General features: G+C 57.1%; 20 protein-coding genes, 2 tRNA genes and 1 pseudogene. 16 read left to right on the top strand and 7 right to left on the bottom strand.

Going from position 1 to position 24325, the window contains the following annotated elements; genetic code table 11:
* Positions 1-7 precede the first annotated feature (7 nt).
* From M3087_RS01415 to M3087_RS01385, 7 genes are all read left to right on the top strand, one after another.
* Positions 8-2110, top strand: coding sequence for a hypothetical protein (locus tag M3087_RS01415; RefSeq protein ID WP_249093201.1), 2103 nt, complete (start codon positions 8-10; stop codon positions 2108-2110).
* The gene (locus tag M3087_RS01410) at positions 2107-2703 is read left to right on the top strand and encodes a DUF4112 domain-containing protein (protein ID WP_249093199.1); all 597 of its coding nucleotides are present in this window, start codon (positions 2107-2109) and stop codon (positions 2701-2703) included. The genes M3087_RS01415 and M3087_RS01410 overlap by 4 nt, the downstream gene beginning before the upstream one ends.
* Positions 2704-2763: 60 nt before the next feature.
* Positions 2764-2985, top strand: a complete 222-nt coding sequence (locus M3087_RS01405; protein ID WP_022385951.1) for a DUF6140 family protein — start codon at positions 2764-2766, stop codon at positions 2983-2985.
* Positions 2986-2991: 6 nt separating this feature from the next.
* Positions 2992-3768, top strand: coding sequence for a hypothetical protein (locus M3087_RS01400; protein ID WP_249093197.1), 777 nt, complete (start codon positions 2992-2994; stop codon positions 3766-3768).
* A 588-nt stretch (positions 3769-4356) separates the two neighbouring features.
* Positions 4357-6057 (top strand): ATP-binding protein, encoded by a 1701-nt coding sequence (locus tag M3087_RS01395; protein WP_249093195.1) that lies wholly within the window; start codon positions 4357-4359, stop codon positions 6055-6057.
* Positions 6058-6096: 39 nt separating this feature from the next.
* Complete coding sequence (locus M3087_RS01390; protein WP_249093192.1) at positions 6097-7020, top strand: helix-turn-helix transcriptional regulator; 924 nt, start codon at positions 6097-6099, stop codon at positions 7018-7020.
* Positions 7017-7511, top strand: coding sequence for a 3'-5' exonuclease (locus M3087_RS01385; protein ID WP_249093191.1), 495 nt, complete (start codon positions 7017-7019; stop codon positions 7509-7511). The genes M3087_RS01390 and M3087_RS01385 overlap by 4 nt, the downstream gene beginning before the upstream one ends.
* Before the next feature lie 14 nt (positions 7512-7525).
* On the opposite strand, the gene pflA is transcribed toward M3087_RS01385, so the two are convergent.
* Complete coding sequence (gene pflA / locus M3087_RS01380; RefSeq protein ID WP_249093187.1) at positions 7526-8275, bottom strand: pyruvate formate-lyase-activating protein; 750 nt, start codon at positions 8273-8275, stop codon at positions 7526-7528.
* Positions 8276-8379: 104 nt separating this feature from the next.
* Positions 8380-10608 (bottom strand): formate C-acetyltransferase, encoded by a 2229-nt coding sequence (gene pflB, locus M3087_RS01375; RefSeq protein WP_106625367.1) that lies wholly within the window; start codon positions 10606-10608, stop codon positions 8380-8382.
* 259 nt (positions 10609-10867) lie between these two features.
* Between pflB and M3087_RS01370 the strand changes: the two genes are divergently transcribed.
* The 3 genes and pseudogenes from M3087_RS01370 (at position 10868) to M3087_RS01360 (ending at position 12016) form a co-directional block, all read left to right on the top strand.
* Positions 10868-10954: transfer RNA gene (locus M3087_RS01370), tRNA-Ser, on the top strand.
* A 127-nt stretch (positions 10955-11081) separates the two neighbouring features.
* Positions 11082-11375: pseudogene (locus tag M3087_RS01365) on the top strand (DUF2442 domain-containing protein); the annotation flags it as partial.
* Between the two features lie 308 nt (positions 11376-11683).
* A complete protein-coding gene (locus M3087_RS01360; RefSeq protein ID WP_249093186.1) occupies positions 11684-12016 on the top strand; it encodes a hypothetical protein in 333 nt (110 codons plus the stop codon).
* Positions 12017-12221: 205 nt separating this feature from the next.
* On the opposite strand, the gene M3087_RS01355 is transcribed toward M3087_RS01360, so the two are convergent.
* The gene (locus M3087_RS01355) at positions 12222-12491 is read right to left on the bottom strand and encodes a hypothetical protein (RefSeq protein WP_249093182.1); all 270 of its coding nucleotides are present in this window, start codon (positions 12489-12491) and stop codon (positions 12222-12224) included.
* 166 nt (positions 12492-12657) lie between these two features.
* Positions 12658-12731, bottom strand: a tRNA-Arg gene (locus M3087_RS01350).
* Positions 12732-12937: 206 nt separating this feature from the next.
* On the opposite strand from M3087_RS01350, the gene M3087_RS01345 reads away from it, so the two are divergent.
* The 6 genes from M3087_RS01345 (at position 12938) to fucP (ending at position 20500) form a co-directional block, all read left to right on the top strand.
* Positions 12938-14110, top strand: a complete 1173-nt coding sequence (locus M3087_RS01345) for a MalY/PatB family protein (protein ID WP_249093180.1) — start codon at positions 12938-12940, stop codon at positions 14108-14110.
* Between the two features lie 54 nt (positions 14111-14164).
* The gene (locus M3087_RS01340; RefSeq protein ID WP_022385577.1) at positions 14165-14458 is read left to right on the top strand and encodes a Dabb family protein; all 294 of its coding nucleotides are present in this window, start codon (positions 14165-14167) and stop codon (positions 14456-14458) included.
* An 861-nt stretch (positions 14459-15319) separates the two neighbouring features.
* Entirely contained in the window at positions 15320-15712 is a 393-nt protein-coding gene (locus tag M3087_RS01335) for a BlaI/MecI/CopY family transcriptional regulator (protein WP_106625365.1), read from the top strand.
* Between the two features lie 5 nt (positions 15713-15717).
* The gene (locus tag M3087_RS01330; RefSeq protein ID WP_249093177.1) at positions 15718-17271 is read left to right on the top strand and encodes a M56 family metallopeptidase; all 1554 of its coding nucleotides are present in this window, start codon (positions 15718-15720) and stop codon (positions 17269-17271) included.
* 126 nt (positions 17272-17397) lie between these two features.
* Positions 17398-19173: an L-fucose isomerase gene (gene fucI, locus M3087_RS01325; protein ID WP_022385574.1), complete on the top strand. Its 1776-nt coding sequence runs from the start codon at positions 17398-17400 to the stop codon at positions 19171-19173.
* A gap of 13 nt (positions 19174-19186) precedes the next feature.
* Positions 19187-20500, top strand: coding sequence for an L-fucose:H+ symporter permease (gene fucP, locus M3087_RS01320; protein WP_249093175.1), 1314 nt, complete (start codon positions 19187-19189; stop codon positions 20498-20500).
* Between the two features lie 127 nt (positions 20501-20627).
* Here the strand turns inward: fucP and M3087_RS01315 are convergent, their stop codons facing one another.
* The 3 genes from M3087_RS01315 to M3087_RS01305 form a co-directional block, all read right to left on the bottom strand.
* Positions 20628-21803: a MalY/PatB family protein gene (locus tag M3087_RS01315; RefSeq protein ID WP_022385572.1), complete on the bottom strand. Its 1176-nt coding sequence runs from the start codon at positions 21801-21803 to the stop codon at positions 20628-20630.
* The gene (locus tag M3087_RS01310) at positions 21793-22653 is read right to left on the bottom strand and encodes a DUF3737 family protein (RefSeq protein ID WP_249093172.1); all 861 of its coding nucleotides are present in this window, start codon (positions 22651-22653) and stop codon (positions 21793-21795) included. The genes M3087_RS01315 and M3087_RS01310 overlap by 11 nt, the downstream gene beginning before the upstream one ends.
* A gap of 186 nt (positions 22654-22839) precedes the next feature.
* Positions 22840-24264: an MATE family efflux transporter gene (locus tag M3087_RS01305; protein ID WP_249093170.1), complete on the bottom strand. Its 1425-nt coding sequence runs from the start codon at positions 24262-24264 to the stop codon at positions 22840-22842.
* Positions 24265-24325: the final 61 nt, after the last annotated feature.

The following is a 24325-nucleotide window of genomic DNA, read 5'->3' as shown; positions in this document are numbered from 1 at the left end:
ATACCCCATGGACAAACAAAAGATTTATCAGAAGATTCGCGACATCGCCCATCGGCTGGAGCAGAACGGAGGAACCTATACACGGGCGGACCTCGCCTTCGACCTCCAGGAAATGGGCATCTCCAAAGACGGGTTCGAAGTCGGCATGCTCGTCTGGGAAGCATACAGGCACTTCCGCGATGACAAGGCCATCCGACAAGCCTTCTACGATAACGACGGGAAACGGGGGCTGGTCGACGAGTATGGAGTGGAACACCTGGTCGAGACACAGGACGACGCACTCTTCCCCTACCTGCACAAGCAGCTCGACGGAGGAAACGATGCCCTGCGCGCACTCGAACAGCGCGTCACCCAAGCCATGAACGTGCAGATTGCCGGCGGAGGAAGCCTCCTCAACACCGTGGTGGGAACACAGGGCGTGGTCAAGGTGCGCAACGAAGCCACCGCCGTGTTCAACGGATACACGCAGATGGTCGCCGGATATGACGATGCCAAACAGCACATCAAGACCCTCATGGCGGACTTCGTGCGGCTCCGCACCTACATCTGCGACATCTACCGCGAGTACGCCCTCACGCTGACCGACACCTTCGGCGACTCCGTCAAGACGGTAGCCCCCGAACTCTTCGACTTCGACTCCGTCCAGTGGCTCGACCTGCGCGACATGCTGCAACGCGTGCAGCTCGACTACGACAAGGTGACCGAACGCTGTGCACTCCTCATGAGCGACATCTCCGACAGCTTCCAGGAGTCCGTGCGGCGCGCGGGCGCATCCTACCGCAGCGGAGGCAGCAAGCAGGCTGGACTCGTGCTGGCTGCCCTCAACATGGTGTCGCACTACACCGACGCCGCACAGAAGACTGCCGCCCTCCAGCAGGAACTGCTCACACTGAAGAACAGCGTCAAGCGCGACGTCACACTCGTCAAGGGAGACCTCAGCCGTCTGTGGGTCATCCACCGGACGCTCGACGAACTGTATATCCCCCAGGCGGAAGCCTTCAGCCGGTTCAGCCGTCAGGTGCTCTCACGCGAATGGCAGCAGCTGACCGACGCACTCTATGCCGACGCCGACGTCCGGAAGCTGAAGGACAGCCGCGACGCCCTGCTGGCAGAGTGCAAAGCGCTGGAGAAGGACGTCAGCGACGCCGAACTGAACATCAGTTACTATACCTCCCACCTCGGGGAGTGCCGTGCGCTGCTCGACAGTCTGCGTCCGCAATACAACCAGGCGAAGGCAAGCAAGCCGCAGAAACCCTTCTTCCTCGCCAACCTGTTCACCCTTGGAGGGGCATCGCGCAGCTACAACCGCAGCCTCTATGAGTGGAACCAGGCTTGCAGCCCTGTCGTCTCCCGCTTCGAGGAGCTGCAGCTCGACGTCAAGGTCGACGGCGACGAACTGAACCGCCAGCAGGCGGAACACCGGGAGAACAGCCGTCAGCTCGAGGAGGTACGCCGCCAGCTCCACACGCTGAACCGCCGGCTGATGGACACCATCCGTGTCACGCCGGAGCTGCGCGTGAAGATGCTCGCCCACCTCGAGGACATCGTCCGGCTGCTGCGCCTGGCACGCTCCATCGCCAACAGCAGGCTGGATGAGAAGCTCACGCGCACCGTCACCGTCCGCGAGCAGGACACCGCGCTGCCGCCCGACCTCCAGCAGGGCATCCGCCTCTTTGCCGACACCGTCCGCGAACAGGTCAACCTGGGGACGGACACCATGCGTCAGCTCGTCAGTGAAGACGGTGCCGAGGAAGCACGCCCCACGGACGAGGACCTCGTGCAACTGACCGACGCCGGCAACGAAGCCGTCCGCAACACCGTCTCCCTGCTCGAGGAGTGGGGACGCCTGCAGGCAATGAAGGCATCGAGCGCACTCGCCCACCGCGAGTATGACCGCGAACTGGAATGCCTGCAGACGGAGTTCCGCGCACGCCTTGCCAACATCGACGACCGCAGCGCCGTGCTGCGCGAGAGCCTGCGGCGCATCAACACCGCCCAAAGCCCCGACGAGCTGAAGGCGGCACTGCTGTCGCTCGCCGGGGGAGACCTGAAGTTCACCGACGACGACTGGGAACAATTCTTGAAAGGAACTAAAACCATAGAGCTATGAGCGAAATGCAAAGCAACCGCCGCCGGCAGGCCCAGCAGGAACTGGGACTCGTCGACGAGAAAGAACAGGCGCAGGATGCACGCGCCATGCAGGCAGAACAGGAGCGCATCCGGCGCAAGGAGGAACGGCGGATGGACATCGAGCTGTCGACCTCCTATCAGATGACACAGACCATCGCCCGTTGGATGGACAAGTACTTCCTCGACCCGCTGATTGGATTGATTCCCGGCTTGGGCGATGCCCTCTCGTCGTTGCTGGTCTTCCCGTTCATCTACGTGGCTGCCGTCAAGGTACGTTCGCTGCCCCTGACGCTGGCGGTCATCTTCAACGTCCTGCGCGACATGGCAATCGGTCTGATACCGTTCTGGGTCGGCAACATCCTCGATTTCTTCAACCGCGCCTACCTGCAGAACTGCCGCTTGATTGTCGGCTTCGTGGAGGACGACCGCGAGATTATCCGTGAGGTCAATCGGAAAGCCTTCTGGATGGGAGTGGGCATCGTCGTGTGCTGCATCCTCATCTATTGGTTGATATCCATTGCCATTGCGGCGACCGCCTGGATCTTCAACTTCATCAGCAGCTTGTTCAGCTGACGGACGCGCCCACGCGCAGACAGAACCCCATGTATAAACCTTATAAAACAATAAAACATCATGTCAAGAGTATTTCAAGTAATCCCCAAGCGCATCAAGCGCGTCAACGGGACCGTGCTCACCCCCGAAATGGTGGTGACCGTCACCACGCAGACCCACACCTCGTCGCCCTTCAACAACGGAGCGAAGGAAGTGCAGGAAGCCTATATGCGGCTCTATAACTTCGACTACAAGAAGGCGGGCTGCTCTGTGAACGATTTTGAATTCAGAAAATTGGACTGACCTCCGATGAACTACACTGCGCTTGAAGACCGCCTGTTCGAGGAATGGAAGACACGTTCCCGTCAGTGCGGCGACGGCGAAGAGATTGCCCCCGACGGACTGCTCTATCGGGGGCTTTTCTCTTATGCCGACGGATATTGGACCCGGCGTCCGGGTGACGAATGCCGACGCTGGGAACAGGCTCCCCGTCGGGTGCTCATCCTGACGAAGGACCTCAATGACACCGAGGCATGGGACATCCGTTGCGAGACCGGCAGGCGAAACTTCTCCGGACCCGCCGACGCGACCGTCTCCGCGCCCTTCTACAAGAACCTCATGCGCTGGGTCTACGGACTGCTGACGGTGGACCGCCACGGCAACACCCGTCCGTTTGACGAAGCCGACCGCCCGGACACCTTCCGTCCGTTTTACGACGAGGCACCCGTCGCACGCGTCAACTGCAAGAAGCAGCCCGGCGGCAGTCAGCTGACGAACAGCGCCCTGCAAGCCTTCCTCACCCGCTACGCCGACCTGCTGGAGCGTCAGATACGCCTCTACGACGCCGACATCCTGCTGTGCTGCGGCGGCAGTGACCTGATAAAGGATTTCGTGCAGGCGCACTACCTGCCCGACCTGTGCCGGATGAGCGACTGGATGTGGTACTCCCCGTCCGTCCGCAAGCTGGTCGTCAACAGTTGGCACCCCAGTTACCGCGGCGACACCCACGAGGGGATGTACGACGCGATGATGCAGCACTACAGCGAGTTCCTGCACGCCTTCCCCGGCTTCTTCCCCGGGCGTTGAGGCAGTCAGTCGTTTTTTTTCAACGGAAGTCGCCTGCGCGCCCCCGGAATCGCGTTCCTCAGCCTTCCAGCCCTGCTGCGAGGACCTGGAAACGCCGTTTCCGGGGGCACACTGTTTTGCGGAAGCCTGGAAAGGCCGTATCCGGCTTCAAACGGTTTTGCGGAAGGCAGGAAACGTCGTATCCAGGCTCAAAATGTTTTGCGTGAAGCAGGAAATGTCGTATCCGGGACCAAAATGTTTCGAAAGGTTAAGGATACGTCGTATCTAGGAAGGAAATATTTCGAAAGGTTAAGGAAATATCGTATCCAGGACCAAAACATTTCAAAAGGTTAAGGAAATGTCGTATCTAGGACCAAAACATTTTGAAAGGTTAAAGAAACGTCGTATCCAGGCTCAAAATGTTTTGCGGGACGGAAGAAACGTCGTATCCGGACTTCCGACAGACAAAAAGAAGGTGTTGCCGGACGACGCGGGATGCTTTTCTTTTCATTTTATCTCATTTTCTTTCATCCATTGCCACGATTTGGCATAGATGTGCCTCATCTTTGCATCGTGATTCAGAGAAAAGAAACAAAAAACGTTACGAAGATGAGACCAAGCATCAAAAGACAAGACACCCCGGAACAGAAACCGGTAATCGCGGAACCCAAGAGGCTGAACCTCCTGAACGCCATCGAACAGATTGTGGAACTCTCGGAAGGCTCCGGCCTGAAAGAACAGTTCTTCACCGACGCGGCGCGTTACATCCGTTACGTCGGTAAAAAGATGCACCTGACACCCATTCAGGCGGTACTCTTTGCTATCTTTGTCGACAACAGCGACGATAACAACATCCACTTGGGCGACTTCGCCCGCCACTTCCGTTGCCGCACCGTGCGCATCATCCGCTACATGAGCGACGTCGATGAGCTGGAGCGACGCAAGCTGGTGGTCTGCTGCCGCGAACGGCGCGAGAAGTCCTACCGTGTCCCGATGTACGTCGTCGAGGCGCTCAAGGAGAACCGTTGCTACGAGCCGAAGCCGCTGGGCAACCTGACGTGCGACGCCTTGTTCGACGAGCTGGACGACCTCTTCGAACAACGTTCGGACAACGAGCTGACCTACGAGGCATTCGTCGAGGAGGTGCACCGCCTGTTCGACGCCAACCCGCAGCTGCGCTTCGTCCGTCGGATGGACTCCTACGGACTCCGGGAGTGGGACTGGGTGCTGCTGCTCCTCTTCTGCCACGAGCTGGTCAACCGCAACGACGACATCATCTGTTCGCGCGACTACGAGAGTCTGTACGGCGGCAAGTCCATCTTCCGCATGCAGGAGCGTTCGATGGAACGTGGACACAACGACCTGATAAGGCGCAAGCTGGTGGAGTATGTCAACAACGACGGTTTCGCCGACCGCAGCAACTTCAAGCTCACCGCCGGCGCCCTCAACGAACTGCTGGGCGAGGTGGGCATCTCCAGCCAGCAGGCGGCGTCCGGTAAAGACCTGCTGCGCTGCACCGACATCGTTCCCAGGCGGCTCTACTACGGCGAGCAGGAGGAGCGTCAGATAGCCCAGCTGACGTCGCTGCTGAGCCGCGAGCGCTACGACGAGATACGCCAACGGCTGGCAGCCGACGGGATGCGGCAGGGTTTCGCCTGCCTCTTCTACGGGGCGCCGGGCACGGGCAAGACCGAGACCGTCTATCAGCTGGCACGCCTCACGGGGCGCGACATCATGGCGGTGAACTTCGCCGAGATGAAGAGCTGCTGGGTGGGTGAGAGCGAGAAGAACGTCAAGGCGCTCTTCGACCGTTACCGCGCCCTGGTCCGGGACTCCGAGGTCACGCCCATCCTGCTCTTCAACGAGGCGGACGCCCTCATCGGCAAGCGTCAGGAGGGAGCCGAGCGTGCCGTCGACAAGATGGAGAACACCATCCAGAACATCATCCTCCAGGAGATGGAGTCGCTCGACGGCATCCTCATCGCCACGACGAACCTGACGCAGAACCTCGACAAGGCGTTCGAGCGTCGCTTCCTCTACAAGGTGGAGTTCGCCCGTCCGTCGCTCCGTGCCAAGAAGGCCATCTGGCGGACGTTGTTGCCCGATCTGACGGCGGACGAGGCGGGCGAGCTGGCTGCGTGCTACGACTTCACGGGCGGACAAATCGAGAACATCGCCCGCAAGCACACGGTCGAGAAAATCCTGAGCGGCAAGGAGCACGTTTCACTCGACACGCTGAAGCAGTACTGCGACAGCGAGCTGATTGCCGCTCCCGACCGCCGACGGAAAATCGGGTTCGGCGTCAATTGACAATTGACAATTTACAATGGACAATTAAACAAAAACGATATGGCAAAAGACTTGTTTAACCGTTACATCTGGCTCGTGGACACGATTTATCGGGCGCGCCGGATTACTTTTGAGGAAATCAATGCACGGTGGGTGCGTACCGAGATGAGTGGGGGAGAGGAAATCCCCCTGCGCACCTTCCACAACCACCGCAAGGCAATCGAGGAAATCTTCGACATCAACATCGGGTGCAGCAAGAGTGGGGGATACTACTATTTCATCGAGCATGCGGAGGACATGGAGCGGGGCGGCGTGCGTTCGTGGCTGCTCAACACCTTTGCGGTGAACAATCTCATCAACGAGAGCCACCACCTGAAGCGGCGCATCCTCTTCGAGCAGATTCCGTCGGGACAGCACTTCCTGACGCCGCTCATCGAGGCGATGCGCGACGGCGTGACGGTGGAGCTGACGTATCAGAGCTTCGGACGCGACGAGGCGAACACGTTCGAGGTGGAGCCTTACTGCGTGAAGGTGTTCCGCCAGCGGTGGTACCTGGTGGCACGCAGTCCCTACTATGACAAGGTGATGATTTACTCGCTCGACCGCATTCACGACCTGGAGGCGACGGGCCGCGCGTTTGACTACCCGAAGTCGTTCGACCCGGAGGAGTTCTTCCGTTTCAGCTTCGGCATCATCGTCGACGAGGAGTATGATGTGGAGTCGGTGCGCCTGAAGGTGTACGGCACGAAGTGCAAGTATCTGCGTGCCCTCCCGTTGCACGACACACAGGTCGAGGTGGAGCGGGGCGAAGGCTATGCAGTGTTCAGCTACCTGCTGCGCCCGACGTATGACTTCGTGCAGGAGCTGCTCTCCCACGGCGACGAGGTGGAAGTCCTGTCTCCCGACTGGCTGCGCGCGGCGATGCGCGAGAAGGTACAGGCGATGCTGGCACACTATGCCGATGGGGAAGGAGGCGCGCGATGAAGGACTTTGCAGCCATCGACTTCGAGACGGCAAACCGCGAGCCGACGAGCGTCTGCAGTGTGGGCATCGTGGTGGTGCGCGGCGGCATCGTCACCGAGAAGCTCTACCGCCTCATCCGTCCCTACCCGGACACCTACGAGTACTGGAACATCCGCGTCCACGGCATCCGTTGGGCGGACACCGCCGGGGCGCCTGCGTTTCCAGCCGTCTGGGCGGAGCTTGCGCCCCACATCGAGGGACTTCCGCTCGTGGCGCACAACAGTCCGTTTGACGAGGGCTGCCTGCGTGCGGCATTCCGCCACTACGGCATGACATATCCCGGCTACACGTTCCACTGCACCTGCCGTGCCTCCCGCCGCGTGTTCGGCAAGAGTCTGCCCAACCACCAGTTGCAGACGGTCGCCGCCCGTTGCGGTTTCGACCTGACGCAGCACCATCATGCCCTTGCCGACGCCGAGGCGTGTGCCTGGATTGCGAGGGAGATATTGTAAAGGGGTGGGCGGTGTCAGTTCACCTGCACGCAGTCGAAGTATTCCCTGAAGAGCCTTTCCGCCCGTTCGAGCTGTTCCGTTGTGTTTTCACGGACGCCCTTCAGCCGGTATTCCTGTCCCAGGGCCTCATACTTGTGCACGCCCAGGGTGTGGTAGGGGAGGATTTCCACCTTTTGCAGCATCCGGTAGTCGCGGAAGTGCTCTCCCAGCTGTCGGATGTCCCCCTCCGCGTCGCTGTAGCCCGGCACGAGCACATAGCGCAACCAGAAGGGCTTGGCGTGCTCTTCGAGCCATGCGGCGGTGCGCAGGGTCTGCTCGTTGCCGCGTCCCGTGAGGTTCCGGTGCCGGCTGTTGTCAAACTCCTTCACGTCGAGCAGCACGAGGTCCACCAGGCTGAGGAGTTCCTCCACGGCGTCGTTCCACAGTCCGCCGTTGCTGTCGAGACAGATGTGTATGCCCTCCTCCTTCAGCCGTCGGCAGAGCGGAATCAGTGCCTTCGCCTGGAACGTCGGTTCCCCGCCGGAGAAGGTGATGCCTCCCCGCCGACCGAAGAACGCCTTCTGGCTGACAGCCATGCGGACGATTTCTTCCGCTTCCGTCGGTTTGCCCCCGTGGCTGTCGATGGTGTCCGGGTTGGCGCAGTAGAGGCACTTGAAGTTGCATCCCTGCAGGAAGACGACCAGGCGGAGTCCCGGTCCGTCGTAGGTGCCCATGCTCTCGTAGGAGTGGACGTTGAGTGCAGGTTGTGTTTGGTTGTTTTCCATTTGATACATGCGTATGAAAAAAGCAGAGGCACGGAGGCGACTGTGCCGTCGAACTCCTCCGTGCCTGTGCGGTTATGTGTGTCCGGATTTCTGTTCTCAGCCGATTACATGCGCTGGTGGAAGCTGCGTGAGATGACCTCCAGCTGATGTTCGCGGCTCAGCTTGATGAAGTTCACGGCATAGCCCGACACGCGGATGGTGAGTTGCGGGTATTTCTCGGGATGCTCCATGGCGTCCTCCAGCATCTCGCGGTTGAGCACGTTCACGTTCAGGTGGTGTGCGCCCTTGGTGAAGTAGCCGTCAATCATCGTCACGAGGTTCTCGATGCGTTCCTCGCGCGTCGGTCCGAGCGATTTCGGTACGATGGAGAATGTGTTGCTGACGCCGTCCTGCGCATCCCGGTAACGGAGTTTTGCCACGGAGCTGAGCGATGCCAACGCACCGTTCTTGTCCCGTCCGTGCATGGGGTTCGCACCCGGAGCGAAGGCGACACCCTTGGCGCGTCCGTCGGGGGTGGCACCGGTCTTCTTGCCATACATCACGTTCGAGGTGATGGTGAGGATGGAGAGCGTCGGGCGTGCGTTCTTGTAGACGGGCAGCTTCTTGAGTTCCTCGTCGAAGAAGTAGACCAGGTCGACAGCCAGGTGGTCCACCCGGTCGTCGTCGTTGCCGAAGCAGGGGAACTCGCCGTCAATCTGGAAGCTCTCCGTCAGTCCGATTTCATTGCGTACGGCTTTCACCCGTGCATACTTGATGGCTGACAGCGAGTCGACGGCGATGGACATGCCCGCCACGCCGTATGCCAGGTTGATGCGCGGGTTGGTGTCGACGAACGCCATCTGTGCCTTCTCGTAGTAATATTTGTCGTGCATGTAGTGGATGATGTTCATCGCCTCGTTGTAGACGCGTGCAATCTCCTTGAGCACCTTCTTGTAGTTTGCCATGACCTCCTCGAACTTCAGCGTGTCGCCGGTCAGCACGGGAATGTCCTTGACCATCAGCGTGCCGGTGTTCTCGCAACGTCCGCCGTTGATGGCGAGCAGGAGGGCTTTCGCCAGGTTGCATCGTGCGCCGAAGAACTGGATGTGCCGTCCGATGTCCTGATACGACACGCAGCAGGCGATGCCGTAGTCGTCCGAGTGACGCACTTCACGCATCAGCTCGTCGTTCTCATACTGGATGGACGAGGTGTCGACCGACACCTGTGCGCAGAAGTCCTTGAATCCCTCGGGCAGCTGCGGGCTCCAGAGCACGGTCATGTTCGGTTCAGGCGACGGGCCGAGGTTGTAGAGCGTCTGGAGGAAGCGGAAGGAAGTCTTCGTCACCTTCGTCCGTCCGTCGTTGAAGCGTCCGCCGATGGCTTCGGTCACCCAGGTCGGGTCTCCGGCGAAGATGTCGTTGTAGCTCTGCATGCGCAGGTGGCGCACCATGCGCAGCTTGATGATGAACTGGTCGATGAGCTCCTGTGCGAAGGTCTCGTCGATGAGTCCGTGCGCCAGGTCATACTCGATGTAGATGTCGAGGAAGGAGGACGTGTTGCCCAGCGACATGGCAGCTCCGTCCTGTTCCTTGACGGCAGCCAGGTAAGCCATGTAGACCCATTGCACCGCTTCCTGTGCGTTGTGTGCAGGGCGGCTCAGGTCCAGTCCGTAGTATTCGCCCATGACCTTCATGTCCTTGAGCGCCTTGATTTGTTCGGCAACCTCTTCGCGCAGGCGGATACGTTCCTCGGTCATGGGACCGGTGAGGTCGCGCAGGTCCTCCTGCTTGGCAGCAATCAGGTTGTCCAGTCCGTAGAGCGCCAGCCGTCGGTAGTCGCCGATGACCCGTCCGCGTGCATAGTTGTCGGGCAGTCCGGTGAGGAATCCCAGGGAGCGGAAGGAACGAATCTCCTCCGTATATACGTCGAACACGCCATCGTTGTGTGTCTTGCGATAGTGTGTGAAGATGTCTTTCACCTTCGGGTCTACTTCCACTCCATTTTCACGGCAAGCCTTCTCGACCACCTTGATGCCGCCGAAAGGCTTGATGGCACGCCGGAGCAGTTCGTCGGTCTGCAGTCCCACGATGAGTTCGTTCTCCCGGTCGATGTATCCAGCCTTGTGTGACGTGATGGTTGACACCGTGTTCGGATCGAGCGAGCGTACTCCCCCGTTGTTCCGTTCCTCTTCGAGTGCCTTGAGGCAGCACTCCCAGACTTTCCGGGTTCGTTCGGTGGGGCCTTGCAGGAAGGATGCGTCGCCTTCGTAAGGGGTAATGTTTCTGCTTACGAAATCAGTCACGTTGATCTCTTGCGTCCAGAGTCCGTCTTTGAAGTTTCTGTTCAATTCCATAAATCCGATAATCTTGTGAAAGTTGAATTAATAATAGTGCATAAACGGAGGTACGTATCCTCCTCCAAAATTTTGAGCCGCAAAGATAAGCTGTAAATTCCGTATGCGCGTCACAAACAGCCCTAATTTTATGCTGTAGAACATAAAATAGCAACATTTAGGTAGTCCGTACGTAAATTTAAAGTTGAAAAAGATGAAAAAGAGTCCCTGAATATTTGGAGCTCTGCCAACGAACCTTTACCTTTGCAGCGCTTTCGAAGGAAAGATGCCGGAGTGGTCGATCGGGCCGCACTCGAAATGCGGTGAACGGGCAACTGTTCCCAGGGTTCGAATCCCTGTCTTTCCGCTGATAATAAGTAGATTATAGGAATTAAGCATAAAAACTTAGTTCCTATTTTTTTGTTTGCGGGAGCGGATTTGCCCCCTTGTTTTGATGGAATGTTTAGAGAAAATGGCAACCATTTGCCACACCAGAACAACGGAACAATTTCACACTAAGCGATGATGGAATCCATTGGGAGGAGATTGATGAAGACCTGAGTTTTGAAGGGTTCTTCATGAAAAAGCCAACTAATCCTTTGTACGAGGTGTTTATGGCGCATCCGGAGCTTAATGCTTCCGCCATTGCTCGCAGATTGGGAATATCACAAAGTCTGTTTGCCCAATACGTGAGTGGCACCAAGAAACCTTCCGCAGAACGAATGGAAGCTATATTTGAGACCATACGTTCTGTGGGTCGAGAATTATGCTCCATTTCTGTGGCTTGATGTATCAAATAAAATCTTATGTAAGCGCGATTCCACCCGGTTTCGCGCTTTTTTGGTTCGCCCAGCACGAACATTCCAAAGTCCGATAGCTATACGGAAATGCCCTGAGTAAATCAAGCGGGTATAAGGTGGAAAGAGGATGTCCTTAACTGGGGAGGTCTCATGGACGTGCGGAGAATGAATTTCCGAAGCACGGAGTAAAGCTTGCCATGATAAGTCAGCCGAGGTCATAGTACCCGATGATTTACCCACTCGTCTTGGGGAAGGGCTGAACCATTAGTCAATTGAGCAGTAATGAATGTCACTCCATGAAGGAAAGAATGCAGAAAATACCGATGTCAATCGATAGCCACCCTCAAAAGGATAGCACGGAATGCGAAAGCTATGAGGGGGTGCAGGCCTTCATGGACATGACTGAAAACGACCTCAAGGAAGTGCAATTTGAACTTGGAAACCTATTGGAGTTCATCCTCTCGCCAGAGAACCTTAACCGTGCATACCTGCAGGTTAAGCGCAATCTCCAACAAGCAGTCAGCCAAATCCTGAGCCCTATCTATGAACGGCAGTTCAGCAACACCAGCTTTGGCTTCCGCCCTCACCGTAGCTGCCACAAGGCATGTCGAATCGAAGCTTCACCTTAAAGTGAACCGGGACAAGACAGAGGTGTCATATGCAGGCAAGGTAAAGTATTTAGGCTATTCCTTCTATATGGTGAAAGGTAAATGCCGCCTGCGTCTACATCCTAAATCGGTTACGAAGATGCGGTCAAAGCTGAAAGTTCTGACCTCCTATTCGATTGTTTGTAAAGGCGGTATTATTCATTATAAAACTTTTGGCTCTGCATGGTTAGTGCTTCGCTTTGCCGTTTTGCTTCTGCAGGCGGCGCTGCTCCCTGGCACGTTTCTTCTCCGCCCAACGTTCCTCAATCTCTTTGATCTCCCAGTCTTCTTTGAGGTGGCGAGGATCTATGGTGACGAGAAGCCATCCTATAGAACCGACTATAAAGGAGGCGAGGCCACAATTAAATAGAGTGTCGGTGCTCTGAATGAAAAAGATAGAGAAAAGCAGTATTAAGCTTATCAAAACGAGAAAATAACCGAGTTCAATAGTTCTCATGGGGTTAAAGGTTTTGGTTTGTCGCAAACATAAGAAATAAAAATCAGAAATACAATGTCTAAAGGTGTAAAAATCGTGGGAGAGAGCCGGATGCCGAGCCTCGCAACCCATCGCTTCCGGGCATGAAAAAAGGAAGCCGTTCGATGTGAATGACTTCCTTTCCCTGTGATTCCGCTGCGATTCGAACGCAGGACCCACGCCTTAGAAGGGCGTTGCTCTATCCAGCTGAGCTACGGAACCAGCCTTATTTGCGGTTGCAAAGGTAGTGCTTTTGGGGGAAAGTACAAATATCGGATGCATTTTTTTGTGAAGAATCTCAGGAAGAGGACGTGAACTTCGTTAAATTCAGTATAGAACAGGAAGGTTTTCAAAGTCAGACTTGCAAGAACGTGAAACTTTTACGTATGTTTGTACCCTATTTAACCACACAAAGACAAAAAGAAGATATGAAGTACAATTTTGATGAGCTCATTGAGCGCAGAGGTACCAATGCCATTAAATATGATGCCATGAAAGAATTGTGGGGCAGGGAAGACCTCATCCCCATGTGGGTAGCGGACATGGATTTCCGCACACCGCCTTTTATCCTGGAGGCTATCCGGCGTCGGCTGGACCACGAAGTGCTCGGCTACACACACCCGGCAGACAGCTATTATGAGGCAATCATCCGTTGGGTGGACAAACGTTACGGCATGAAAGTGGAAAGAGACGATCTGCACTACATCCCGGGCATCGTGCCGGGCATACACCACGCCGTGTGTGCACTGACGGAGAAAGGAGACAAGATTGCCATCCAACCGCCGGTGTACCATCCTTTCCGTCAGGTTATCGAAGGGACGGGACGTGTGCCGGTCTGTGCACCCCTGGTGTTGCGCGACGGACGGTTCTGCATGGATTTTGATGCCTTGCGCAGGGCTTTGGAGGGTTGCAAGCTCTTCATCCTGTGTAACCCGCACAACCCGGGCGGAGTGGTCTGGACACAGGAAGAGCTGGAGGAGGTCTCCCGCCTTTGTGAGGCTTGCGGTGTGACCGTCATCAGTGATGAAATCCATGCCGACATGGTGTTTGCCCCGCATCGCCACCGTCCGTTTGCCACCGTCACCCCGTGGGCACGGGAACATACAGTCACGTTCATGGCACCTTCGAAGGTGTTCAACATGCCCGGCATCATCGTCTCCCAGGCTATTGTCTACAACCCGGAACTGCGTGAGTGCTTCTATGGTTACATCGACCAGAATGACCTGGCGATGGGCAATGTGTTCTCCTACCTTGTAGCCGAGGCTGCCTATACGGAAGGCGAGGAATGGCTGACGCAGATGCTGGACTATGCACAGGCAAACATCCGTCTCGTGGATGAGCGTCTGAAGGAACGCATGCCGAAGATCAAGGCGGTGCTTCCGGAAGCCTCCTTCCTGATATTCCTGGATTGCCGCGAACTGGGCTTTGCCACGCAGGCAGAGCTGGAATCGTTCTTTGTCAACGAGGCACGGCTGGGGCTGAACAACGGAAGCATGTTCGGCGAAGAGGGCACCGGTTTCATGCGCCTGAATGTGGCGGCACCCCGCAGCGTTGTGGAGCAGGCATTGCAGCAGCTGGAGGAAGCTTACGCCCGGTTATAGGCTGCAATAACTAGAGTACACATGTGAAACTTACATCAAAATGACAAGACAGATATGATCAGACACATTGTAGCATTCAAGTTGAAAGGGACTCCGGAGGAACGTCTGGAGGTGTCGCGCCGATTCAAGGCGGCACTGGAAGCACTCCCTGCACAAATCGACGTGTTGAAAAGCATCGAAGTCGGTATCAATGAAAATCCGGCGGAGACATGGGACGTGGTGCTGACTGCCGTCGTGGAGACGCTGGAAGATGTGGGTACGTATGCCCGCCATCCGGCTCATGTGGCAGCAGCTTCCATCGTGGCGCCTCACAAGGAGGCACGCGCCTGCGTGGACTATACTTTCTGAGTGAGGGGAGGCATCCCCGGATGAATTCCCGGCAGGAAGGTGTACCGGTTCCGTTTTTTATGGCAGACGGACGTGGCACCTCCCTGCCGGTTTTTTTTTATCGGACGGACGGAAGTGACAGAAAGATGGCTTTCCCGTCCTTTTGCTTGACAGATTCCCCGTTTTCTTTCTTTTCAGCTGACGCGTACTTTGCAGGATTCCGCCAAACTGGAACGGAATTGCAAAGGAATGCAAACGAAACGCCGAAAAAAGCTTTTGATTTTAGAAAACTATACATTTCATTTTCGGAATACTGACAAAACGTGCCCGGAACAATATTGTTTCGCGAGCCAAACAATATAGTTTGCCGCCTCAAACAATATAGTTTCACCCGCCAAACACGATTGTTTCGTGCCCGGAAGTCAAATCTTTGGAAAGTGAAAGTGAAAAATTCCGGGTTTCGTTCGCTGGAAGAAGGAGGCAGTCAACATTTCGGAAACTATTAAAAGAACGGGGAGAAGCCGATGCGAAGGTGCAGGATGGCAGGTCCCGTCTGCAGAACCATCCGAAAGGAAACGAAAACAACGAAACGGGCGACAAACTGTATTTCGCGAATCGCCTGAGAATACAAAAAAATCCATCAAGCCGTATTTGGGTGCAGGGAAAGCCCCTGTCGGGCGCTTCGTTTGACATTTTGTCAATCGGAGTCGGACGTTCACGGACGGAAAACGGCATCGTTGTTCCCGCCTCTTCAAACCGACAAGTCCGGAACGGGTTGACCGCTCTTTCAGGGGGAATATGCAGGGTATTTGTATTTATTAACTAGAAAGATTAGTTGTGTAACTAAAAAATGCAGTTATTTGCGAAAAAACAAGAGATGCCATGAATAAACTGACTGCAAAAGAAGAAGAAATCATGGGCTTTTTCTGGGAGAAAGGGCCTCTGTTCGTCAGACAACTGCTGGAGTTCTACAAGGAACCCCGTCCTCACTTCAACACGTTGTCTACCATTGTCCGCGGCCTGGAGGAGAAGGGTTTCCTGTCTCATACCTCTTATGGGAACACCTATCAATATTATGCCGTGGTGTCTGCCGACGATTTCAAGCGTCGTACGCTGAAGGGTATCATCAGCAAATATTTCAATAATTCTTATCTGAGCGTGGTGTCATCGCTGGTCAAGGAAGAGAAGATTTCAGTGGACGAACTGAAGCAGCTGATCGACGAGGTCGAGAAGCCCGGACGCGATGCCAATCCTGCCAATCATCCTGAAAATTGAAGCTTATGGGAGCACTTTTGGTTTATGTGGTCAAGTCCGCCGTCTGCCTGGCACTGTTGTTTGCCGGCTACCGGCTCTGGTTGAGGAGTGAGACGCTTCACGGGATGAACCGTGCGACGCTGTTGGGGATTTGTGTGGCTTCGTTCGTGCTGCCTGCCTTGGGTGGGGCGTGGATGAGGCTGGTGGGGTTGCCTTCGTCCGGAGGAATCGATGTCGGGTCTGTCCTGGTTGCGACGGCGGAAGCTGTTCCGGCGGAAGTGGCGTCCGGGAGTCCCGTTAGCTGGCAGTCGGCAGTGGTTGCCCTCTATCTGGCAGGGCTGGCAATCTTCTTCCTGCGTGGGGGAATCGGGCTGTTCCAGTTGCTGCGTCTGCTCCGTTCAGGCAGGCGGACCCGGCTGGAGGATGGCGTATGGCTGGTGGTACACCGACGCAACCTGGCTCCGTTCAGCTGGTGGAACTGTGTGGTCATCAGCGAGGAGGACTTGTCGGCACACGGCGATTACATCCTGACTCACGAGCGGGAGCACATCGTCCGTCGTCACACGGCCGACCTGATGCTGGCAGGACTGTGCACGGCCCTGCAATGGTTCAACCCGTCGGCATGGATGCTGGAGCGCGAACTGCACGACGTGCATGAGTACCAGGCGGACGAAGGAGTCTTGGGCAAGGGGTTGGATGCCAGATGTTATCAATTGCTGTTAATAGAAAAAGCTGTCGGCACGAAACGCTACTCTCTAGCCAACAGCTTTAATCACAGTTCACTTCAAAAACGTATAACTATGATGAAAAAGAAAAAGTCCGGTCAATGGGCACGCGTGAAGTATCTTTGCCTGCTTCCGCTTGCCACGGTGGCGGTGGCGGCTTTTGCACGCCCCGAAGTGTCCGCTCCGTTGGAGCAGTTATCGAGCGCCAAAGTTACAGATTTGGCAGCAGTCGTGAAAGCAAAACAGACGGAAATTCCGGCTGACAGTGTCAAACCGACGCAGCATGGGGAGGGGGTCTTCGACATGGTGGAACAGATGCCCCAGTTCCCCGGTGGTACCATGGAGTTGATGAATTTCATCGGTAAGAACCTGAAGTATCCGGAGGAAGCCGTGAAACAGAATCTGGAGGGACGTGTCATCATCCAGTTTATAGTCGGGAAGGATGGAACGGTCAGCGATGCGAAGGTCGTGCGTTCCGCAGGTCAGTTGCTGGATAACGAAGGGCTGCGGGTCATCAACCTGATGCCTCGTTGGGTGCCCGGCAGACAGGGCGGTAAGCCGGTGGCTGTCCGCTATACGGTGCCCATCGTGTTCCGCAACGACAAGAAGTCCGCTCCGTCGGGAGAAAACAAGCAGTCGGGGACGGACACCGGGCAGAAGCAGGATGTCAACCTGACGTCGGGCGACAATCCGATGGTCATCTGCGACGGCAAGGAAATCACTCCTGCAATGATGCATGCACTGGACCCGAATGCCATCGAGCGCGTCGAGGTCTTCAAGGACGAGGCTTCCAAGGCGAAGTACGGTGCTGCCGGCAGGAGCGGTGTCATCCTGGTGACGTTGAAGAAAAAGTAAAACGATATTTAAACGGGAGGCAATTTTCAGGACATTCGTGCTGAGCTTCTCGGAAGATTTGTCTACATTTGTTGCGCTGTAGCCTCCTGCGGGGGACTACAGCGTTAACGCTTTAAATGTAATACAATGAACAAGTACCCTAAAATTGGAATCCGCCCGACCATCGACGGTCGTCAAGGCGGTATCCGTGAAAGTCTGGAAGAGAAGACCATGTGCCTGGCAAAGGCAGTGGCAGAGTTGATTACCAATAATCTGAAGAATGGCGACGGCTCGCCCGTGGAGTGCGTCATTTCCGACAGCACCATCGGACGTGTGGCCGAGGCTGCTGCCTGCGCCGAGAAGTTCGAGCGTGAGGGAGTGGGTGCCACCATCACCGTGACCTCGTGCTGGTGTTACGGTTCGGAGACGATGGACATGAACCCTTATTATCCGAAAGCCGTATGGGGATTCAACGGAACCGAACGTCCGGGAGCCGTCTATCTGGCTGCCGTGCTTGCCGCCCATGCACAGAAGGGATTGCCGGCATTCGGCATTTACGGACATGACGTGCAGGACCTGGCAGACAATACCATCCCTGCCGACGTAGCCGAGAAGTTGCTCCGCTTTGCTCGTGCCGCACAGGCTGTGGCGACGATGCGTGGCAAGTCCTACTTGTCGATGGGAAGTGTCGCCATGGGTATCGCCGGCTCCATTGTCAACCCGGACTTCCTGCAGGAGTACTTGGGCATCCGTGCCGAGTCGGTTGACCTGACTGAGATTCTCCGCCGCATCGAGGAGGGCATCTATGACAAGGAAGAGTTTGCCAAGGCGATGGCATGGACCGAGAAATACTGCAAGCCCAATGAAGGCGAGGACATCGGCAACCGCGACGAGAAGAAGAAGAACCGTGCCGAGAAAGATGCCGACTGGGAGTTCGTGGTGAAGATGACCATCATCATGCGCGACCTGATGCGTGGCAATCCGCGGCTGCGTGAGGCGGGCTTCAAGGAAGAGGCGCTGGGACACAATGCCATCGCTGCCGGATTCCAGGGACAACGCCAGTGGACGGACTTCAAGCCCAACGGTGACTTCTCGGAGTCGCTGCTCAACTCCTCGTTTGACTGGAACGGCATCCGCGAAGCCTTCGTGGTAGCTACGGAGAACGACTGCTGCAACGGCATCGCCATGTTGTTCGGTCACCTGCTGACCAACACGGGACAAATCTTCTCCGACGTGCGCACCTACTGGAGCCCCGAAGCCGTGAAGCGTGTCACCGGCAAGGAGCTGACCGGACGGGCTGCCGGAGGCATCATCCACCTCATCAACTCCGGAGCCACTACGCTCGACGGCACCGGTCGTCAGTGTGACGCGGAAGGCAACCCCGTGATGAAACAGCCGTGGGACATCAACGAGAAAGACGTGGAGGCCTGTCTGGCAGCCACGACCTGGCGTCCTGCCAACCGCGACTATTTCCGTGGCGGAGGCTTCTCGTCGAACTTCCTGAGTCGCGGCGGCATGCCGGTGACCATGAGTCGTCTGAATCTGGTGAAGGGACTGGGTCCCGTGCTTCAGATTGCCGAAGGATGGACCGTGGACATCGACCCGGAAATCCACGCGGTGCTCGACAAGCGTACCGACCCGACCTGGCCGACGACCTGGTTCGTACCGCGTCTGTGTGACAAGCCTGCCTTCCGCGATGTCTATTCCGTCATGAACAACTGGGGTGCCAACCACGGTGCCATCAGCTACGGGCACATCGGTCAGGATTTGATTACGCTGGCTTCCATGCTCCGCATACCCGTATGCATGCACAACGTGGAAGAGGACAAGATATTCCGTCCGGCAGCCTGGAACGCATTCGGCATGGACAAGGAAGGTGCCGACTACCGCGCCTGCGCCGCCTACGGTCCGTTGTACAAATAAAACCTGAACTGCTATGGAGCCCTCGAAAAAAACATCTATCCTTCACAAGGATGGGGTGAGCTTCGTGCTTCCCTTCATCCTCATCACGTCGTGCTTTGCCTTGTGGGGCTTTGCCAACGACATCACCAATCCGATGGTGAAAGCCTTCTCCAAGATTTTCCGCATGAGTGTGACCGACGGTGCGTTGGTACAGGTGGCGTTCTACGGAGGCTACTTCGCCATGGCATTCCCTGCCGCCATTTTCATCCGGCGTTATTCCTACAAGGCGGGCATCCTGCTGGGGCTGGGGCTGTATGCCGTCGGCGCCTTCCTCTTCCTGCCTGCCAAGATGCTGGGTGAGTATGCCTACTTCCTGTTGGCCTATTTCATCCTGACGTGCGGACTGTCGTTCCTGGAGACGAGTGCCAATCCCTACATTCTCTCCATGGGTACGGAGGAGACTGCCACCCGACGGCTGAACCTGGCTCAGTCGTTCAATCCGATGGGCTCCCTGCTGGGTATGTATGTGGCGATGAACTTCATCCAGGCGCGGCTGAACCCGATGGACAGCGATGCCCGTGCCCAACTCAACGATGCCGAGTTTGAGGCATTGAAGGAGGCGGACCTCTCGGTGCTCATCACGCCTTACGTCGCCATTGCTGCCGTCATCCTGCTGATGTTCCTCATCATCCGTTTCACCAAGATGCCGAAGAACGGCGACCAGTCGCACGACATCCGTTTCGGTGCCACCATGAAGCGGCTCATCCACCTGCCCCGTTACCGCGAGGGGGTGATAGCCCAGTTCTTCTATGTGGGTGCACAGATTATGTGCTGGACGTTCATCATCCAGTACGGCACGCATTACTTCATGCTCGAAGGCATGGACGAGCGGTCGGCGGAAGTGCTGTCGCAGCGTTATAACATCTATGCCATGGTGCTGTTCTGCTGCAGCCGCTTCATCTGTACCTTCATCCTGCGTTACATGAATCCGGGGCAGCTGCTGATGATTCTTGCCATCTGTGCCGGCTTCTTCACGCTGGGAGTCATCGGACTGGAGAACCGTTACGGAGTCTACTGCCTGGTGGGCGTGTCGGGCTGCATGTCGCTGATGTTCCCCACCATTTACGGCATTGCCCTCGAAGGTCTGGGCGATGATGCCAAGTTCGGAGCTGCCGGACTGATTATGGCGATTCTGGGAGGTTCGGTACTTCCCCCGGTGCAGGCTTCCATCATCGACTTGGGCAGTGTGGGAGGCTTCCCGGCAGTCAACCTGTCCTTTGTGCTTCCGCTGATTTGCTTCATCGTGGTGGCAGCCTACGGGTTCCGTACCTTCCGACGGAAAGTGTAAGCGGAAAGAAACTCATACAGATACTATGAAGCGAGGGCGTGCCGGTCAACAGCCGGACACGCCCTCGCTCGCTTTAAATACAGTTTGAATGCTGTTTGAATGCCGTTAGGCGTATGACTTGAGTTGTTTACGTGTGCTGTCTGTGTGCCTCTGCATACTGCCGGAAGCGCTCAAGTCCCTCATGGAGTACGGACTTCGGGCAGGCGATGTTCCACCGCATGAAGCCTTCCCCTTCGGCACCGTACATCGTGCCTGCATTGAGCCAGAGCCGCGCCTCCTGTGTGAGGCGGTGTTCCAGTTCCTCCGACGGCTGACGGAGCGCACGGGTGTCCATCCACACCAGGTAGGTGCCTTCGAGGCGGGTGAGGGGGAAGTCGGGCAGATGCTCCTCGCAGTAAGCCTGCATGTAGCGGTAGTTGGCATGCAGGTAGGCAAGGAGCTGGGTGAGCCATTCCTCGCCCTCGTTGTAGGCGGCGATGGTGGCGAGTACGCCGAAGGGATTGACGTCGCACACCTCGTTGATGTTGATTGCCTTGTCGATGCGTCGGCGCATGTCGTCGTCGGCAGCTACGATGGTGGCAATCTGCAGACCCGCCATGTTGAACGATTTGCTGGGCGACACACACGTCACCGAGTGCTGCCGGAATTCCTCCGACAGGGAGGCGAACGGTGTATAGGTATGTCCCGGGTAGACCAGCTCGCAGTGAATCTCATCCGAGACGACCGTGACCCCGTGGCGGAGGCAGATGTCACCCAGACGGGTCAGCTCTTCGCGGGTCCAGACACGTCCGGCAGGGTTGTGGGGATTGCAGAGCAGCATCACCTTGACCCGCTCGTCGGCTGCCTTCCGTTCCAGGTCCTCGAAGTCCATGCGGTACGTCCGGTCCTCGTATGTCAGGGGACTGCTGACCATCCCGCATCCGTTGTTGCGGATGGAGGAGAAGAAGCAGTTGTAGACCGGAGTCTGCACCAGCACCTTGTCGCCGGGCACGGTCAGTGCCTTGATGACGGCAGAGAGGGCAGGCACCACTCCCGAGGTGTAAATCATCCAGTCGCGTCGGATGGTCCAGCCGTGACGGCGGGCGAACCAGTCCGTGACGGCATCGTAGTAGGCGTCCGGTACCCGTGTGTAGCCGAAGATGCCGTGGGCGACGCGCCGTTGCAGCGCCTCTACGATGGGGGCTGCCGTGCGGAAGTCCATGTCAGCCACCCACAAGGGGAGGACGTCGGCATCCGCCGCACTGTCCCACTTGTAGGAGTTGGTGTTCCGGCGCGGGATTATCTCGTCGAAGTCATACCGCATGGCTGCCTCCTCTCTCTTCGATGACGCAGTCGGCGGGAGCCTTGATGTTCTCGTCGAGGGTGATGGAGCCGATGGAGTCCGCCACGATGTGTCCCGACGTCGGGTTCTTGATGTTCGTGATGGCGCCGCGGATGTCGGCCTTCACGGTGCTGTACTCGAAGGCGCGGTCGCAGTCGGGACCGAAGGTGCAGTTCTCCAGCACGAGGTCCTGTGCGTAGCAGAGCGGTTGCTCGCCGGTGATGTGGCAGTTGACCAGGCGCAGGTTGCGTGAGTGCCAGCCGAGGTACTCGCCGTTCAGCTCGGAGTCATAGATGGTGACGTTCTCCACCTCCCAGAACGCATCCTTGGTCGTAATCCGGGCGTTGTGGATTTCGACGTTCTTCACATACTGGAACACATACTTGCTGTCACTCTCCAGTCCGTCGACGTAGATGTCGTTGCTGAACATGAAGGGGTAGGTGCCGTCGTGGAGCTTGAGGTTCTTGATGTGGAGGCGGTTGCAACGCCAGAACACTTCGTCGGCGTCGTTCATCACCACATTCTCTATCTCGATGTCGTCCATCTCGCGGAACATCTTCGGGGCATCGATGCGTGTGTCGGTCATCTTCAGGTGGTCGGAATACCACAGTGCCGAACGTCCGCCGACGTCGAAGAAGCAGCGGTCGATGGTGAACCCGTGCACATGCCAGAACGGGTAGTTCCCTTCAAACGTACAGTTGGTGGCTATGATGTTGCTACACTCTTTGATGGCGGATTCGCCGACGCGGATGATGACGTTGTCCAAATGGAGGTCGTGCGAGGCAAACAGGGGACGTTCGCCTCCGAACTCCTTATTCTTGATCTCTTTCATACACAATAATATATTAGTTGATGATTCGTTGCGCTTTGCGGGCATCCCGACGGATGCCGGGAAGGTTTCCCTTCCGGGGCTTCGTTCACGATGCAAAAGTACAAAGCGGTTGTTATTCTCCTTGTAGATAAATTACGGTTGTTGTAACCTGGATTACGGATGATGCCGTCGGTCATCACCCGAAGGCTACCGGATGGTCTTGAGCCACTTGCCGCGGAACAGGCGGATGAGGAAGATGACTCCCCGGAAGCACAGCTCCACGCACATGGCTATCCAGACGCCCTTCAGTCCCAGGGTCGGGGCGAGCAGGGCTGCGAGCGACAGACGCACCGCCCAGATGCTGAAGAAGTTCATCAGGCAGGGGATGAGCGTGCTTGCCGCACCCACGAACACGCCGTAGGCGACGATGGCTGCCGCGAACATCGGTTCGGCAAATGCCTCGATGCGGAGCGCCATGACGCCCAGCTCGCGGATTTCGTCGACGGGAGTCATGACACCGATGATTTGCGGGGCGGCAACGTACATAATGACTCCCATGAGACCCATGATGAGCATGCCCATGAAGACCGTGATGTAGGCGAACCGGCGCGTCAGGTCCCGTCGGCCTGCTCCCATGCTCTGCCCCACGAGGGTGGTCGCGGCGTCGGCTATACCGTAGCCGGGCATGTAGCAGAGGCTCTCGGCGGTGATGGCAAACGAGTTGGCGGCAATGGCGAAGATGCCCAGCGGAGCCACGATGACCGTGGTCATGATTTGGGCGCCGCAGATGACCGCATGCTCGATGCCCATCGGCAGACCGATGTGCAAAGCCTTCCTGAGAGTGGCGGCAGTGGGGCGGAAGCGTCCGTGTTCCTTCGTCAGCCGGAGCTGGGGAGAGCGGGTGAGCAGGAACCAGAGCAGCAACCCGGCGGCAATGGTCTCGGCAAGGACCGTTCCCAGGGCGGCTCCCTCGACGCCCAGTCCTGCGCCCGGCATGAAGAGCGTGAAGCTGCCCAGCCGGATGTCCCGCGAGGGGAAGATGAGGAAGAAGTTGAAGATGACGTCGAGCACGCACATTAGCACGCCGGCAAGGCTGGGCATGTGCATGTTCCCGCTGCAACGCAGCATGCTCCCGGCGAGGAAGTTCATCTGGAGCACGGGCAGGAAGAGGGCATAGATGAAGAAGTAGAGCGAGGCATCCCGGCGGATTACTTCGTCGCCGCCCAGCCACCCGGGCAGGAAGCCGCTGATGGAGACGCCGATGAGGGCAAGCGTCAGTCCGAACAGCCCGATGGCAACCAGACCCTGACGCAGCACGGCACGTGCCTCGGTGAAGTCGTTCGCCCCGATGCGGTGGGCGACCTGGACGGAGAAGCCTGCCGTGGCTGCCATGCAGAGTCCGCCGAAGAGCCACGTCGTGGTGGATACCAGTCCGATGGATGCCGAGGCGTCGGCACCGAGACTGCCCACCATGGAGGCGTCGATGTACTGCATGACGATGCTGGAGAGCTGTGCCACGATGGAAGGGATACTCAGCTGGGCGGTCAGCTTGAGCTGCTGGCCGAACGTCAGTGACTTGCCTTCGCGGATGAGGGCCAACAGGGCTTCAGCCTTTTCTGTTTGTTGTTTCATGAGAAGTCTTTGGGTTCCTTAAAGTCAGTTTCAGGTTCAGGGTCTGTCTCCCGGATGAGCC

Source organism: Mediterranea sp. ET5 (genome assembly GCF_023337025.1).
GTDB lineage: Bacteria > Bacteroidota > Bacteroidia > Bacteroidales > Bacteroidaceae > Phocaeicola_A.
Note: the sequence above shows the minus strand (reverse complement) of the source record. Positions and strands in the feature narration are given on the sequence as shown.

Bases quoted from the DNA above. Each gene is read 5' to 3' on its own strand.
- M3087_RS01415 (WP_249093201.1), top strand. From the start codon at position 8: ATGGACAAACAAAAGATTTATCAGAAGATTCGCGACATCGCCCATCGG.
- M3087_RS01410 (WP_249093199.1), top strand. From the start codon at position 2,107: ATGAGCGAAATGCAAAGCAACCGCCGCCGGCAGGCCCAGCAGGAACTG.
- M3087_RS01405 (WP_022385951.1), top strand. From the start codon at position 2,764: ATGTCAAGAGTATTTCAAGTAATCCCCAAGCGCATCAAGCGCGTCAAC.
- M3087_RS01400 (WP_249093197.1), top strand. From the start codon at position 2,992: ATGAACTACACTGCGCTTGAAGACCGCCTGTTCGAGGAATGGAAGACA.
- M3087_RS01395 (WP_249093195.1), top strand. From the start codon at position 4,357: ATGAGACCAAGCATCAAAAGACAAGACACCCCGGAACAGAAACCGGTA.
- M3087_RS01390 (WP_249093192.1), top strand. From the start codon at position 6,097: ATGGCAAAAGACTTGTTTAACCGTTACATCTGGCTCGTGGACACGATT.
- M3087_RS01385 (WP_249093191.1), top strand. From the start codon at position 7,017: ATGAAGGACTTTGCAGCCATCGACTTCGAGACGGCAAACCGCGAGCCG.
- pflA (WP_249093187.1), bottom strand. From the start codon at position 8,275: ATGGAAAACAACCAAACACAACCTGCACTCAACGTCCACTCCTACGAG.
- pflB (WP_106625367.1), bottom strand. From the start codon at position 10,608: ATGGAATTGAACAGAAACTTCAAAGACGGACTCTGGACGCAAGAGATC.
- M3087_RS01360 (WP_249093186.1), top strand. From the start codon at position 11,684: ATGAAGGAAAGAATGCAGAAAATACCGATGTCAATCGATAGCCACCCT.
- M3087_RS01355 (WP_249093182.1), bottom strand. From the start codon at position 12,491: ATGAGAACTATTGAACTCGGTTATTTTCTCGTTTTGATAAGCTTAATA.
- M3087_RS01345 (WP_249093180.1), top strand. From the start codon at position 12,938: ATGAAGTACAATTTTGATGAGCTCATTGAGCGCAGAGGTACCAATGCC.
- M3087_RS01340 (WP_022385577.1), top strand. From the start codon at position 14,165: ATGATCAGACACATTGTAGCATTCAAGTTGAAAGGGACTCCGGAGGAA.
- M3087_RS01335 (WP_106625365.1), top strand. From the start codon at position 15,320: ATGAATAAACTGACTGCAAAAGAAGAAGAAATCATGGGCTTTTTCTGG.
- M3087_RS01330 (WP_249093177.1), top strand. From the start codon at position 15,718: ATGGGAGCACTTTTGGTTTATGTGGTCAAGTCCGCCGTCTGCCTGGCA.
- fucI (WP_022385574.1), top strand. From the start codon at position 17,398: ATGAACAAGTACCCTAAAATTGGAATCCGCCCGACCATCGACGGTCGT.
- fucP (WP_249093175.1), top strand. From the start codon at position 19,187: ATGGAGCCCTCGAAAAAAACATCTATCCTTCACAAGGATGGGGTGAGC.
- M3087_RS01315 (WP_022385572.1), bottom strand. From the start codon at position 21,803: ATGCGGTATGACTTCGACGAGATAATCCCGCGCCGGAACACCAACTCC.
- M3087_RS01310 (WP_249093172.1), bottom strand. From the start codon at position 22,653: ATGAAAGAGATCAAGAATAAGGAGTTCGGAGGCGAACGTCCCCTGTTT.
- M3087_RS01305 (WP_249093170.1), bottom strand. From the start codon at position 24,264: ATGAAACAACAAACAGAAAAGGCTGAAGCCCTGTTGGCCCTCATCCGC.